This is a genomic window from Pantoea sp. RIT-PI-b (assembly GCF_001187905.1).
In the GTDB taxonomy this organism is placed as follows: domain Bacteria; phylum Pseudomonadota; class Gammaproteobacteria; order Enterobacterales; family Enterobacteriaceae; genus Pantoea; species Pantoea nemavictus.
The window spans coordinates 209,228-224,111 of the sequence record NZ_LGIS01000017.1 but is presented as its reverse complement, the minus strand read 5'-3'; the positions used below and the strand labels follow the sequence as shown (position 1 = coordinate 224,111).

The 14,884-nt window shown below is 55.1% G+C and carries 12 protein-coding genes; 11 read left to right on the top strand and 1 reads right to left on the bottom strand.

The annotated features are described in order from the left end of the window. Positions 1–275 precede the first annotated feature (275 nt). The 7 genes from AC790_RS11395 (at position 276) to AC790_RS11365 (ending at position 7,765) form a co-directional block, all read left to right on the top strand. Positions 276–1,073: a GolD/DthD family dehydrogenase gene (locus AC790_RS11395; protein WP_049851849.1), complete on the top strand. Its 798-nt coding sequence runs from the start codon at positions 276–278 to the stop codon at positions 1,071–1,073. A 56-nt stretch (positions 1,074–1,129) separates the two neighbouring features. After that, on the top strand, positions 1,130–2,065 hold the full coding sequence (locus tag AC790_RS11390; protein WP_007892571.1) for a D-ribose ABC transporter substrate-binding protein: 936 nt from the start codon (positions 1,130–1,132) through the stop codon (positions 2,063–2,065). Between the two features lie 42 nt (positions 2,066–2,107). Continuing rightward, on the top strand, positions 2,108–2,719 hold the full coding sequence (locus AC790_RS11385) for a DUF2291 family protein (RefSeq protein ID WP_007892572.1): 612 nt from the start codon (positions 2,108–2,110) through the stop codon (positions 2,717–2,719). 9 nt (positions 2,720–2,728) lie between these two features. Beyond that, positions 2,729–4,261, top strand: coding sequence for a sugar ABC transporter ATP-binding protein (locus tag AC790_RS11380; RefSeq protein WP_007892575.1), 1,533 nt, complete (start codon positions 2,729–2,731; stop codon positions 4,259–4,261). Between the two features lie 20 nt (positions 4,262–4,281). Continuing rightward, positions 4,282–5,349 (top strand): ABC transporter permease, encoded by a 1,068-nt coding sequence (locus AC790_RS11375; protein ID WP_007892577.1) that lies wholly within the window; start codon positions 4,282–4,284, stop codon positions 5,347–5,349. Positions 5,350–5,360: 11 nt separating this feature from the next. Further along, positions 5,361–6,158, top strand: coding sequence for a glucose 1-dehydrogenase (locus AC790_RS11370; protein WP_007892580.1), 798 nt, complete (start codon positions 5,361–5,363; stop codon positions 6,156–6,158). Between the two features lie 170 nt (positions 6,159–6,328). After that, complete coding sequence (locus AC790_RS11365; protein ID WP_081496539.1) at positions 6,329–7,765, top strand: YchO/YchP family invasin; 1,437 nt, start codon at positions 6,329–6,331, stop codon at positions 7,763–7,765. Between the two features lie 82 nt (positions 7,766–7,847). Here AC790_RS11365 and AC790_RS11360 read toward each other — a convergent pair whose 3' ends face one another. Beyond that, positions 7,848–8,921 carry a porin OmpC gene (locus AC790_RS11360; RefSeq protein ID WP_007892586.1) on the bottom strand — a complete coding sequence of 358 codons (1,074 nt, stop codon included), beginning with the start codon at positions 8,919–8,921 and terminating at the stop codon, positions 7,848–7,850. A gap of 878 nt (positions 8,922–9,799) precedes the next feature. Here AC790_RS11360 and AC790_RS11355 point away from each other — a divergent pair. From AC790_RS11355 to astB, 4 genes are read left to right on the top strand one after another with little or no spacing between them, the layout of a single operon-like run. Then, a complete protein-coding gene (locus tag AC790_RS11355) occupies positions 9,800–11,020 on the top strand; it encodes an aspartate aminotransferase family protein (RefSeq protein WP_049851848.1) in 1,221 nt (406 codons plus the stop codon). After that, positions 11,017–12,048, top strand: coding sequence for an arginine N-succinyltransferase (gene astA / locus AC790_RS11350; protein ID WP_049851847.1), 1,032 nt, complete (start codon positions 11,017–11,019; stop codon positions 12,046–12,048). The genes AC790_RS11355 and astA overlap by 4 nt, the downstream gene beginning before the upstream one ends. Further along, positions 12,045–13,511, top strand: a complete 1,467-nt coding sequence (gene astD, locus AC790_RS11345) for a succinylglutamate-semialdehyde dehydrogenase (RefSeq protein ID WP_049851846.1) — start codon at positions 12,045–12,047, stop codon at positions 13,509–13,511. The genes astA and astD overlap by 4 nt, the downstream gene beginning before the upstream one ends. Further along, entirely contained in the window at positions 13,511–14,839 is a 1,329-nt protein-coding gene (astB, locus tag AC790_RS11340) for an N-succinylarginine dihydrolase (RefSeq protein ID WP_049851845.1), read from the top strand. Before astD ends, astB begins: the two co-directional genes overlap by 1 nt. The last annotated feature ends 45 nt before the right edge of the window (positions 14,840–14,884 follow it).

The window sequence follows — 14,884 nt, the reverse complement described above, 5'->3', positions numbered from 1 at the left end:
ATTCGTTTTCGAACGAAAATGAATGTTTGCTATGCGATTGATTTTGCACAAAGCCCCTAGCAGCTCTCTCCATGCCTGGAAATATGAAATGTAAGCATTATCAATTAAATCATAGTGATGTATTTTATTGCTGCGATTTGTATGAAATTTGATCTGCCCCACAAACCATTATTAATCGATAGCTTATATTTTTGTTCGAAAACCAATGTTGCCAAAAACGATAACCCGGCCAGCGATAATCATCGCCGCAGCGTAATGATGAAAGGAGTAAGTGGATGAGTGGGGAATATGACGTCAACCTGCGCTACGGCGTGAACATTGAGCAGGACTTAAGCGGCAAAGTGGCGGTGGTGACCGGCGGGCTGGGCGGTATTGCCATGGCCAGTAACGCCATGCTGCTGGAGAAAGGGGCGCGGCTGGCGCTGCTCTATCCTCCATTCGAACGTGACAAAGTGGCTGATGTGCAGACGCAGTTTGCCGCCGATCGCGTGCTGCTGGTGTGCTGCGATGTCACCGATCCCGGCTCGGTGGATGCTGCCTTCAATCAGGTCGAACAGCATTATGGCCAGATTGATATCCTGGTGAACTGCGCCGGCTACGTGATGTTACAAGCGGTACTGGAGACCGATTTCGCCGAGTGGCAGAAACAGATCGCCGTGAATCTTACCGGCCCCTTTCTCTGCTCGCAGGCTGCCGGTAAACGCATGGTGCGTGCCGGTAACGGCGGCAAAATTATCAATATCGCCTCGCAGGCCGCCTCTATCGCCATCGATAACCACGTGGCTTACACCTCGGCCAAAGCGGGTCTGCTGGGCATGACCAAGGTGATGGCCAAAGAGTTTGCGCCGCATCGCATCAACGTAAATACCCTGTCGCCCACCGTAGTGCTGACGCCGATGGGGGAAAAAGCCTGGCGCGGAGAGAAGGGTGAAGCGATGAAAAAACTGATCCCACTCGGGCGCTTTGCCTATACCGACGAAATCGCCGCCGCGGTGCTGTTCTTCGCCAGTAACGGCAGCGACATGATCACCGGCGCAGATTTGATGATCGACGGTGGCTTTACCATCTGGTAAGGCCACGCCAACACCAGAACGGCTGACCCTGCACCTACAACAAAGAGAAAATCACCATGAAAAAACCCATCCTGCTGTTGACTGCTATTGCCAGTTGTCTGATCGCGCACGCCAGTTTGGCTGCCGAAAAAGGCACCATCATGATTCTGGTGAACTCACTGGATAACCCGTATTACGCCTCCGAAGCCAAAGGCGCCAACCTCAAAGCGCAGGAACTCGGCTACAAAACCAGCGTGCTGTCGCATGGCGAAGATGTGAAGAAGCAAAGTGAACTGATTGATGCCGCGATTGGCAAGAAAGTACAGGGCATCGTGCTGGATAACGCGGACTCCACCGCCAGCGTGGCGGCCATCAAAAAAGCCAAAGATGCCGGCATTCCGGTGGTACTGATCAACCGCGAGATCCCGGTGGATGACGTGGCGCTGGCGCAAATCACCCACAACAACTTCCAGGCCGGTTCCGATGTGGCCAACGTGTTTGTTGAGAAGATGGGCGAAAAGGGCAGCTACGCCGAACTCACCTGTAATCTCGCCGATAACAACTGCGTCACGCGTTCCAAATCTTTCCACCAGGTGCTCGATCAATACTCCGACATGAAAAGCGTCGCGCGTCAGGATGCCAAAGGCACGCTGATTGATGGCAAGCGCATCATGGACAGCATCCTGCAGGCGCATCCGGATGTGAAAGGGGTGATCTGCGGCAACGGCCCGGTAGCGCTGGGGGCAATTGCCGCGCTGAAAGCGGCGGGTCGTAACGATGTCATCGTGGTCGGTATTGACGGCAGTAATGATGAGCGCGATGCGGTCGAGAAAGGCGATCTGAAAGCCACGGTGATGTTGCAGGCGCAAGCTATTGCCGCACAGGGCGTAACCGACCTCGACAACTTTATTCAGAAAGGCACTAAACCTGAGAAGCAGCGCGTGATGTTCCGCGGCATTCTCATCACCCCAGATAACGCGAAAGGCGTGCAGGACTTTAACTTCAAGTCGTAATCAACGCGGTGCGCCCGTTCATCGGGCGCTCAGGAGAATGTGATGCACAGACGACTCTGGTTACTGCTACCCGTCGTGATCCTTAGCGGTTGCCGCATTGTGTCGCAGCAGGAGCTGGCCGACCTGAAAAATCCCCCTAATGCCAACATGGCCAACATCGCGCAGATGTGGCAGCAGAAGCTGGTGCCGCAGGTCGCTCATGAAGCCAGGCCGCTGGCAGAACTGATGAAGTCGCTGCAGTCGGCCAAAGATTTCGACAGTGCCTGTAAAAGCTACGGCTATCGCAGCCAGGATGAGAATCCCTGTGTATTTAGCGTCAGCCTGAGCGGAGAAGTGACGGCGCTGAATACCACCTCGCGCAGCGGCAAAATGACGGTGAAAGAGGTCTCAGGTGCCAGCGTCACGGTGCAAACCGGGCCGATTATTCGCGGCACCGCGCTGCGTGACGTTTATAAAGGCGCCAGCTATCAGGATTTCAACGATCAGGTGCTGTTTGGCGATTTCAATCGCGCTATCAATCAGCAGGCATCCGACATGATGCAAACGTTTAAGCCGAAAGTGGGCGACAAAGTGGCGATCGTCGGAGTGTTCAGCAGCTGGGATATTCCACAGCAGGCGCCTGACATTACACCGGCGCAAATCACCCGGCAATAAGGAGGGGCTATGTCGCAAATTCCGCCCGACGGGCCGCTGGATGTGATTATCGAGACGCGTAATGTGTCGCGACTCTATCCCGGCGTCACCGCGCTGGACCAGGTCAATTACCGCGTCTATCGCAACAAAGTCAACGTGCTGATTGGCGAAAACGGTGCGGGTAAATCCACCATGATGAAAATGCTGGCGGGCGTAGAGATCCCGTCCTCCGGCGACATTCTGCTGGATGGCGAGGTGGTATCGCTCAACTCCACGCATCAGGCAGAGAAACAGGGCATCAGCATTATCTTTCAGGAGCTAAACCTGTTTCCCAATATGAATGTGATGGACAACATTTTCATGGCCAATGAGTTTTTCCAGCGTGGCGTCATCAATGAAAAGTACCAGTATGAGCTGGCCAAAGCGCTGCTGCAGCGGCTGGAGCTGGATGTCGATCCCTATGCGCCACTGGCTGAGCTGGGTATCGGCCATCAGCAGCTGGTGGAGATCGCGCGGGCGCTGTCCAAAGACACGCGCGTCCTGATTATGGATGAACCGACCAGCGCACTCAGCCAGTCTGAGGTGAAAGTGCTGTTTAACGTGATTGAGCAGCTCAAGCGGCGCGGCGTCACCATCATCTATATCTCGCATCGGCTGGAAGAGCTGATGGAGATTGGCGATCACATCACCATCTTCCGCGACGGACGCTTTATCAGCGAGCGTGAGGTGCGTGATGCTTCAATTCCCTGGATCATCGAGCAGATGGTGGGCGATAAGAAAAAGCATTTCGACTACCAACCGGCGGCGCAGGGTGCCACCGTCCTCAAGGTAAATGGGCTGACCGCGCTGCATCAAAACGGTGGCTACAAGCTTAATGATGTCTCATTTTCCCTGCGCAAAGGTGAGGTGATTGGCATCTACGGTTTGCTGGGCGCCGGGCGCACCGAGTTGTTTAAAGGGCTGATTGGCATGATGCACTGTCAATCGGGCAGCGTCAGCCTCAACGGGGAAGCGCTGGAGAAGCGTAGCTTTCAACAGCGATTGAAAAAAGGGATTGCGCTGGTGCCGGAAGATCGCCAAACCGAAGGCGTGGTGCAGCTGATGTCGATCACCGCCAACATGACGCTCAGCGATCTCAGCCTGCGCGGATTCCGCCGCGCGTGGCAGAGGCTCAATCCGCATAAAGAGCAGCGTCGCGTGGATGAAATGATTGGTCATCTGGCGATCAAAGTCAGCGATCCGGAGCTGCCGATCACGTCACTCAGCGGCGGTAATCAGCAAAAAGTGGTATTGGGAAAAGCGCTGATGACCGGTCCACAAGTGGTGCTGCTCGATGAGCCTACGCGCGGCATCGACGTTGGGGCAAAAACGGATGTCTATCACCTGATTGGTCATCTGGCACAGCAGGGGCTGGCCGTGATGTTCTCATCTTCGGAACTGGATGAAGTGATGGCGCTGGCGGACCGCATTCTGGTGATGGCCGATGGCCGCATTACCGCTGATTTACCGCGCGCGGCGGCCACGCGTGAAGCCTTGATTAGCGCCTCAACGCCACATGACTGAGCCCGCAGGAGAGTGAAACGATGAATCAAAAATACCTGATCTACATGTACCTGTTGAAGGCGCGCACCTTTATTGCGTTATTAATCGTGGTGAGCTTCTTCAGCTTGATGGTGCCTAACTTTCTCACGACCTCAAACCTGCTGATCATGACGCAGCATGTGGCGATCACCGGGTTGCTGGCGATTGGTATGACGCTGGTGATTCTTACCGGCGGCATTGATCTTTCGGTGGGCGCGGTAGCGGGTATTTGCGGCATGGTGGCGGGTGCACTGCTCACCAATGGCGTACCGCTATGGGGCGGCAATGTGCTGTTTTTTAATGTGCCCGAAGTGATTCTGGTGGTGGCGCTGTTCGGCGTTGCGCTGGGACTGATTAATGGTGCGGTGGTGACACGACTTGGCGTGGCGCCCTTTATCTGTACGCTCGGCATGATGTACATCGCGCGCGGTGCGGCGCTGCTGTTCAACGACGGCAGCACTTACGCCAACCTCGTCGGCACCCCGGCGTTGGGCAATACCGGCTTTGCCTTGCTTGGTTCGGGTTCGGTGTTGGGCGTGTATATCCCGATTTGGCTGATGCTGGGTTTTCTGCTGCTGGGCTTATACCTGACGCGTAAAACGCCGCTCGGCCGTTATATCTACGCCACCGGCGGAAACGAATCGGCGGCGCGGCTGGCCGGCGTGCCAATCATCAAAGTTAAAGTGTTTGTCTATGCCTTTTCCGGCTTGTGTGCCGCGCTGGTTGGCTTGATCGTGGCGTCGCAGCTGCAAACCGCCCACCCGATGACCGGCAACATGTTCGAGATGGACGCTATCGGTGCCACGGTATTAGGCGGCACGGCGCTGGCGGGCGGCCGTGGTCGGGTGTCCGGCTCTATTATCGGCGCTTTCGTCATCGTGTTCCTCGCCGATGGCATGGTGATGATGGGCGTCAGTGATTTCTGGCAGATGGTGATTAAAGGCCTGGTGATAGTTACTGCGGTGGTGATCGACCAGTTCCAGCAAAAATTACAAAGTAAGGTGGTGCTGCTGCGCAGACATGAAAAAAAGCAGCAATCGGCCGCCCTGCCTGAAGCGACACATGGATAACAGGAGGCAATATGACACGCGATTTTAGTGGTAAGACGGTGGTGATTACCGGAGCATGCCGCGGCATTGGGGCGGGCATTGCGGCTCGCTTCGCCCGCGACGGTGCGAGGTTGGTGATGGTGTCAAATGCTGAACGCGTCTTTACTACCGCGCAGGCCATCGAACAGCAGTTTGGCAGTGAGATTCTGGCGCTGCAGGTGGATGTCACCAATGAGACTGAGGTACAGCAGCTCTATCAGCAGGCTGCGGAGCGCTTTGGCAGCATTGATGTGTCGATTCAAAATGCAGGCGTGATCACCATCGATCGCTTTGATTCGATGCCGAAAAGCGATTTCGATAAGATCCTGGCGGTGAATACCACCGGCGTCTGGCTGTGCTGTCGCGAAGCGGCAAAATATATGGTGAAGCAGGGCAGCGGCAGCCTGATTAACACCTCTTCGGGTCAGGGACGTCAGGGCTTTATCTATACGCCTCACTACGCCGCCAGCAAGATGGGGGTGATTGGTATCACGCAGAGCCTGGCGCTGGAGTTGGCGCCGTGGCACATCACGGTGAATGCCTTCTGTCCCGGCATTATAGAGAGTGAAATGTGGGACTATAACGATCGCGTATGGGGTGAGATTCTCAGTAGCGATAAAAAGCAGTATGGCAAAGGCGAGTTGATGGCGGAGTGGGTGGAGAATATCCCGCTGAAGCGCGCGGGTCAGCCGGAAGATGTTGCCGGTTTAGTGGCGTTTCTCGCCTCGGATGATGCGCGATACATCACCGGGCAGACCATTAACGTGGACGGCGGGTTGATCTTTTCCTGATGTTTTCCACAGGTGCGCATGAATGCGCACCCTACTAAACCGCGGTCGATTCGGTATTGTCTTAAACAAAACAAGACATTGCCTGCACACAGGTCAGAATGTGCTAGGGTAAACTTATGCAGTTTTGTGAGCTACCTCTAATTCTGAGTCGGGTTGATCCCTTTTTTGCTATGTTGCCTACTTTGTTTTCACCTAAATCCTTGCGGTATGTCTCCGGTATTTCCGCACTCGCCGTCGCTGCGCCAGCGCTGGCGTTGATCTCTGATACTAAACTCTCCGATGCGCCGTTTAGCGATCCCGCACGTTTCCAGAAAATGGCCGATCAGTTACCGGCATTGGGTTATCAGGACGAGACCGAGACGTTTAACAAAAAGCTGGCGACCATTGCGAAAAGCATCGGTGAAGCCAGTCAGAATAGCACCGACGAAAATTCGTTAGGTCAGCAGGCGGGTCTTTGGGCCTTCAATCATTTCCGCGATGAAGTGGGAAATCGGCTGGTTAATGAAGGACAGTCGCTGCTTTCGCCGTACGGCAACGCACAGATCGACTTCAACGTGGATATCGACGGTAACTTTAACGGCAGCGGTGCCTCGCTGTTGACGCCGTGGGCGGATAACTACCGCTATCTGACCTTTAGTCAGGTGGGATTTCATCAAACCGATGATGGGCTGGTGGGCAATTTTGGCCTTGGTCAGCGCTGGGTGACGGGTAAATGGCTGCTGGGCTATAACGGCTTTGTTGATCGTATGTTCAGTAGCGGACAGCAACGCGCTTCGCTCGGTACCGAAGCCTGGGGCGATTACCTGCGTTTTTCCGCCAATTATTACACGCCGTTATCTGGCTGGCAGGATCGCGATCCGTTCCAGCAGCAACGCCTGGCGCGCGGCTACGATTTCACTACGCAAGGCTATCTGCCGCAGTATCGTCAACTGGGCGCTTCGGTAAGCTGGCAGCAATATCTCGGCGATAACGTTGATCTGTTTAGCTCCGGCAATCGCTACCACAATCCGTCGGCGCTGACCTTCGGCGTGACCTATACGCCAGTGCCGCTGGTGACGCTGTCGGCCAGTCATAAAACCAGCGATAGCGGAGAGAGCCAGGATCAGCTGGGTCTGCGCCTCAACTATCGCTTCGGCGTAGCGCTCAGCCAGCAGTTAAGTCCGGACAACGTGGCGGCGGCGCACTCGCTGCGCGGCAGTCGCTACGATAACGTGACGCGCACCAATACGCCGGTGCTGGAATTCCGCCAGCGTAAGACGCTGTCGGTATTCCTCGCTACGCCGCCGTGGCAGTTGAAGGGTGGGGAAAGCTTGCCGCTGAAACTGCAGATTCGCAGTACTAATCCGATCGCCAAAGTGATGTGGCAGGGTGATACCCAGGCGCTGAGCCTGACGCCAGGTGCCAACCCGAACGATCCACAAGGCTGGAGTGTTATCTTGCCGGCCTGGGACAGTTCCCCCGGTGCTCGCAACAGTTATCGCTTGTCGGTGCAATTAGAGGACAGTAAGCAGAATCATGTGACTTCGAATGAGATTGTTCTGCAGCTGCAACCGCCGTTCTCGCTGGATCAGGGTGATGACGAGCGTTTCAATTTGATGGCGCCGTAAGCGCAATAAAAAGGGCAGCTTACGCTGCCCTTTGCTCATCTTCAGCCGACACTAGCCGAAGATGCAATGAGGGAACTGCAACTTAGAACTGGTACACCAGACCGACGGCCACAACATCATCTTTCGGAATGGCTAAAGCATTGTCATCTTTCAGCAGGTTGATTTTGTATTCGCTGTAGACCGACATGTTTTTGTTGAAGTAGTAGGTTCCGCCGACACCAATGTATTTAACGATATCAACATCGCCAATACCTTCCACGTCTTTGGCTTTAGAGGATACGTAGCCGATAGAAGGGCGCAGGCCGTTCAGGAACTGATACTGTGCAACCGCTTCAAAGTTGACGGCTTTGTTAGCAAAACCACCGGTGATTGGCGTGGCGTTCTGCGTTTCACCGTAGATGGTTGCCAGATAAATCTGGTTGGCGTCATATTTCACACCGGCAGTCCAGTGCTGCGCTTTCTCGCCGTCGCCGCGCGCGGCCAGGTTCTGCGCATTGGTACGATCCAGGCTGGCGTATGCACCCAGCAGGCTCAGACCGAAATCGAAATCATAGGAAGTAGAGAGCGCGTAACCATCGCCATTTGAACGACGTACTGCAACACTCGCATCGCTACGATCGTTTTTACCTTCATACTGCGCCGCAACGTTCCAGCCTTTCACCAGACCGAAGAAATCTTTGTTGCGCCATGTCAGCACGCCACCTGAGCGGCCAGACAGGAACGCATCGGTATAACCGGAATCACCGCCGAAGAATGGCAGCATATCGGTAACACCCAGCACGTCATAAATCAGGCCGTAGTTACGACCGTAATCAATCGAGCCAAATTGACCAAACTTCAAGCCTGCAAAGCCCAGACGGGTTTTGTTACCGGTGTTAGCATCGCTGCCTTCTGAGTTGCTCAGGCTGTACTGATACTGCCATTGACCATAGCCAGTCAGTTGGTCACTGATTTTGGTTTCGCCTTTAAAGCCCAGACGGGTGTAAGACGAGTTGTCGCCATTTGCCGCATCGTTATCAGAGAACAAATGCGAGACGTTGATTTTGCCGGTCAGATCCAGCTTGTTACCATCTTTATTGTAGATTTCGGCGGCCTGAGCCGAAGAAATTCCCAGCAGTAAAGGCATCACTGCTGCCAGTAAGGAGCGCTTCATCATTTAATTTTTACCCTGTGATATTTTTTAATTTTATCCCCAAGGTTGGGGTGAAAAGAAAATGACACAAAAGGTTCAAGATCTATAGTGCAATATATGTAACTAAATATTTCTAGTTGGCTTTTTGTGTGATTTTTAATCTTTAATTCCATTATGTGGAATCTTATATTGGTTAAACTTATCTATTAATGGTTGAGGTAATCGATGAATTTAATATGCATTGAGTTGATTAATAAGCGTTTTATGAAATTAAAAGAAGCGTAAACATTGTGGCTATCATGTTCCTGAAATAGCACAAGCCTATGCATTATTGTTCAATAGCAAATATCTGAATCCCGCTAATCATTAGCAGGGTAATTACTTGGTACATGGCTTTGTGTCTGGTTATTTCCATTCTGATAATAACCTTGGTCACGAAATGTTATTTAGCCTTAATTTAAGATTTGTTCCTGGTTAAATAATATCCAGTGGCGTTATTGAGATGTTAAAACGAATGTAAAACGCCCCCGCACAAAGCTGCACACTTTGGGCACTTCACTGCACCAATCCGGTTCATAACGCCCCAAAAAAGGGCTTTCAAAGCGCTATTTTGGCGAATTATTTCCTGCGCGATCACAAAAGCAATATTTCATTTTGTAGATGCATAAATCCGCTAAATAAATTGCTGCGACAGCGTCGGCATCAGACATTTATTCACTTTTTATGCATTAAGTGTGAATAGTGATAGCGGTTAAGTTGTTGATATTCCGTTGTGGTAAGACGTTTATGCATTTTAACCGCTGGCTGGCACGCTAACTGCAATATACATTAGAGCGGTCACTTAACATTTTTAACAAATTTAAAACAAAGGCTTCGCGGGTTGTGAAGCAGGAGAAAGGGCTATGTCACTGCAGGTTTCACGTCAAAATTTTGATCAATGGATTATGCCAGTTTATGCACCCGCAGCGTTTGTTCCGGTGCGTGCCGAAGGTTCAACGCTCTGGGATCAGCAGGGGAAAGAGTATATCGACTTCGCCGGTGGCATTGCGGTTAACGCCTTAGGTCATGCCCATCCCGCTTTACAGCAGGCCCTGACTGAACAAGCGGGCAAATTGTGGCATACCGGTAATGGCTACACCAATGAGCCGATTCTACGCCTTGCCAAACAGCTGATTGATGCCACGTTTGCCGATCGCGTGTTCTTCTGTAACTCCGGCGCCGAAGCGAATGAAGCGGCGTTGAAGCTGGCGCGTAAAACCGCACACGATCGTTTCGGTGCGGAGAAAAATGGCATCGTGGCGTTTAAAAATGCGTTCCACGGCCGCACGCTGTTTACTGTGACAGCGGGCGGGCAGCCGGCCTATTCACGTGATTTTTCCCCACTGCCTCCGGCCATTGACCATGCGGTGTTCAACGATCTGGCCTCGGCCGCGGCGCTGATTAATGACCAAACCTGCGCGGTGATCGTTGAGCCGATTCAAGGTGAAGGCGGCGTGCTGCCTGCCGATCCCTCTTTCCTGCGCGGCCTGCGTGAACTTTGCGATAAACATCATGCCGTGCTGATTTTTGATGAAGTGCAGAGCGGCGTGGGTCGTACCGGTTCGCTGTATGCCTACATGCATTACGGCGTGACGCCCGATGTGCTGACTACGGCAAAAGCGCTGGGCGGCGGCTTCCCCATTGGCGCGATGCTAACGCGGGAAGATTTAGCCCAGATTATGGGCGTGGGCACCCACGGCACCACCTACGGCGGCAATCCGCTGGCGGGCGCCGTGGCGGGCAAAGTGATGGAGCTGATTAACCAGCCGGACTTCATGGCGGGCGTTGCCGAGCGTCATCAGTGGTTTGTTGCCGCGTTGCAAGAGCTGAACCAGCGTCTGCCGGTGTTTAAAGAAGTGCGCGGACTCGGGCTGCTGATTGGGGCAGTACTGAACGACGACTTCGCCGGTAAAGCCAAACAGTTCAACCTCACCGCCGCTGAAGAGGGCGTGATGGTGCTGATCGCCGGCGCGAACGTGGTGCGATTTGCGCCGGCGCTCAACATCAGCGAACGCGAAGTGAAAGAGGGTCTGGCGCGCTTCGAACGTGCCTGTGAACGCGTGCTCAAAGGAGCCACATCATGATGGTGATTCGCCCCGTCGAACGTGACGATCTTGCGCAGTTGTTGTCGCTGGCGGGCAAAACCGGGGGCGGCTTAACCTCGCTGCCCGCGGATAGCGATACGCTCAAAGCGCGTATTGAGCGTTCGCTGCTCACCTGGCAAGGTGCGCTGCCGCGCGCCGAACAAGGCTATGTATTTGTATTGGCTGATAGCGAGGACAATCGCGCCGTCGGTATCTGCGCCATTGAAGTCGCGGTTGGCTTACAGGATCCCTGGTATAACTTCCGCGTCGGCACCCAGGTACACGCGTCGAAAGAGCTTAACGTCTATGCCAGCTTGCCCACGCTGTCACTGTGCAACGACCATACCGGCAGTAGCGAGATGTGCACGCTGTTTCTCGATCCTGACTACCGCGATGGCAAAAATGGCTATCTGTTGTCGAAATCGCGCTTTCTGTTTATGGCCAACTTCCGCGATCGCTTTATGAAACGTGTGGTGGCAGAAATGCGTGGCGTCAGCGATGACAACGGGCACTCGCCATTCTGGGACAGCGTGGGCAGCCGCTTCTTCTCTATGGAGTTCAGCAAGGCGGATTTCCTCAGCGGCACCGGCCAGAAAGCCTTTATCGCCGAGCTGATGCCGAAACATCCGCTCTACATTGACTATCTGTCCGAGGCGGCGCAGAAGGTGATTGGTGAAGTGCATCCGAAAACGGCGCCAGCGCGCGCGGTGCTTGAGGCAGAAGGCTTCCGTTATCTCAACTACATCGACATCTTCGACGGCGGCCCAACGCTGGAGTGCGAGATCGATCGCATTCGTGCGATTCGTAAAAGTCGACTGCTGACCGCGCAACCGGGTTCAGCGGATGAAAAGTGGCCGCTATGTCTGGTGGCGAATGCCGATTACCAACATTTTCGCGTGGCGCTGCTGCCGGTCGACATGGCTTCCGGCATTGTGTGCCTCAATGAGAGTCAGCGCGCGGCGCTGCAGTGTAAACATGGCGATGAACTGCGTGTGGTCACGCTGTGTCGCGAGGAGAAAAAAGCATGACGCATTTTATTCAGGGTCAATGGTTGACCGGCGGCGCGGACGCCTTTAGCAAACAAAATCCGGTAACCGGTGAAACGCTATGGCAGGGTAAGGCAGCCTCGGGATCGCAAGTGGCTGCGGCCTGTGAAGCGGCGCGCGCGGCATTTCCGCTGTGGGCGAGAAAGCCCTTTGCAGAACGTCAGGCGCTGGTAGAGGGTTTTGCACGTCTGCTTGAAAGCCATAAAACGGCATTGGCAGAAACTATCGCTCAGGAGACCGGCAAGCCGCGCTGGGAAACGCTGACCGAAGTGCAGGCGATGATCAATAAAATCGCCATTTCAATTAAGGCTTATCACAGCCGCACCGGCGAACAGGCCGACGGCGAGAGCTCATTACGCCATCGGCCGCACGGCGTGCTGGCGGTGTTTGGCCCCTACAATTTCCCTGGGCATCTGCCGAACGGTCATATCGTCCCGGCGTTGCTGGCCGGTAACTGCGTGGTGTTTAAACCGAGCGAACTGACGCCGATGACGGCGCAGAAAACCGTTGAGCTGTGGGAACAGGCGGGCTTGCCGGCGGGGGTTATCGCGCTGGTACAGGGCGGTCGCGAAACCGGCCAGGCGCTGGCGAATGAGCCGCAGATTGATGGCCTGCTGTTTACCGGTAGCGCGGCCACCGGCTATCACCTGCATCGCCAGTTTGCCGGTCAGCCAGATAAGATGCTGGCGCTGGAGATGGGCGGTAACAATGCGCTGATTGTGGAGGAGCCTTCTGATGTGGAGGGTGCGGTGCATATCGCCATTCAGTCGGCGTTTATTACCGCCGGACAGCGCTGCACCTGCGCGCGTCGTCTGCTGGTGAAACGCGGCGCGGCGGGGGATGCGTTCCTGCAGCGTTTGATTGAGGTGACGGCGCGCCTGCAGCCGGGCGCGTGGAACGCCGAGCCACAACCCTTTATGGGCAGCGTGATTTCGCCAACTGCCGCTGGACATATTTTTGCCGCCTGGCAGCAGCAAGTTGAACAGGGCGGAAAAGTGCTGCTGGGTATGCACTGGCCGGATCGTGACAGCGCCATTATTACTCCGGGCATCATTGACGTTACCGAGATCAACGATTTAGCGGATGAAGAGGTGTTTGGCCCGCTGCTGCAGGTGATTCGCTACGACCGCTTCGAGCAGGCGATCGCCATCGCCAATAACACCCGCTATGGCCTGTCGTGTGGTTTGATCTCACCGCAGCGCGCGCAGTTCGATCAGCTGCTGCTGGAAGCGCGCGCCGGTATCGTTAACTGGAATAAACCGCTCACCGGCGCTGCCAGTACCGCACCGTTTGGCGGCATTGGCGCTTCGGGTAACCATCGTGCCAGCGCCTGGTACGCCGCCGATTACTGCGCATGGCCCATGGCATCGCTTGAAAGTTCCGCTATGGCGCTGCCGGGCAGCTTATCGCCGGGCCTCGATTTCTCGCCGCAGGGAGCTAAATAATGAAAGCCTTTGAAGCCAATTTTGATGGGCTGGTCGGCCTGACGCACCATTACGCTGGGTTGTCGTTTGGCAATGAAGCTTCGACGCGCAATCAGCTGCAGCCTTCCAACCCGCGCCTGGCGGCGAAACAGGGCTTGTTGAAGATGAAAGCGCTGGCGGATATGGGCTACGTGCAGGGCGTGATTCCACCGCATGAACGGCCCAATCTGCCGCTGCTGCGCCAGCTGGGCTTCAGCGGCAGCGATGAGCAGGTGTTGGCGCAAGCGGCGCAACACGCGCCGCAGCTGTTATCGGCGGCCAGTTCGGCCTCGGCCATGTGGGTCGCGAATGCGGCGACGGTTTCTCCGTCGGCCGACAGCGCCGATGGGCGCGTGCATTTTACCGTCGCTAACCTTAATAACAAATTCCACCGGGCGATTGAAGCGCCAGAAACCGCCGATCTGCTGCGCGCCATCTTCCGCAATCCTCAGCACTTTAGCGTGCACGACGCGCTGCCGCAGGTGGCGCAGTTTGGCGATGAGGGCGCGGCAAATCACAATCGCTTCGGCAGCGATTACGGCGATGCCGGGGTACAGCTGTTTATTTATGGTCGCGACGGCCAGCAGCAGGGTGCGACACCGGCACGTTATCCGGCGCGACAAACGCGTGAAGCCAGCGAAGCGGTGGCGCGTTTACATCAGCTTCACGGCGATCGCACGCTGTTCGCTCAGCAGAATCCTGCGGTGATCGATCAGGGTGTGTTTCATAACGACGTGATTGCGGTGAGCAATCAGCAGGTGCTGTTCTGCCATCAGGATGCGTTTGTTAATCAACCGCAGCTGCTGAACGATCTCGCCGCGCGCGTCAGCGGTTTTCAGCCGATTGAGGTGCCACGTGATAAAGTGTCGGTCACCGATGCAGTGAACACTTATCTGTTTAACAGCCAGTTATTGCAACGTGCAGAGGGCGGCATGCTGCTGGTGTTGCCGGAGGAGTCGCGTCAGCATGCGGGCGTGTGGCGCTACCTAACGGAGCTGGTAGAGAGCGGCGGACCGATTCGGGAACTTAAGGTATTTGACCTGCGTGAAAGCATGTTCAACGGCGGCGGACCGGCCTGTTTACGTTTGCGCGTGGTATTGACCGAAACCGAGCGTCAGGCGCTGAATCCGGCGGTGCTGATGAACGATCGCCTGTTTGCTACCCTTAACCATTGGGTTGATCGGCACTATCGCGATCGCTTAACCCAGGCCGATTTAGCCGATCCGCAACTGCTGCGTGAAGGGCGCACCGCGCTGGATGAGCTGACGCAGTTGCTAGACTTAGGCAGTGTCTACGCGTTTCAGCGTTAACGCCGGGGCGAGAGGTTCGCCCCACGTCGTTAAAAAGGAGTGAAC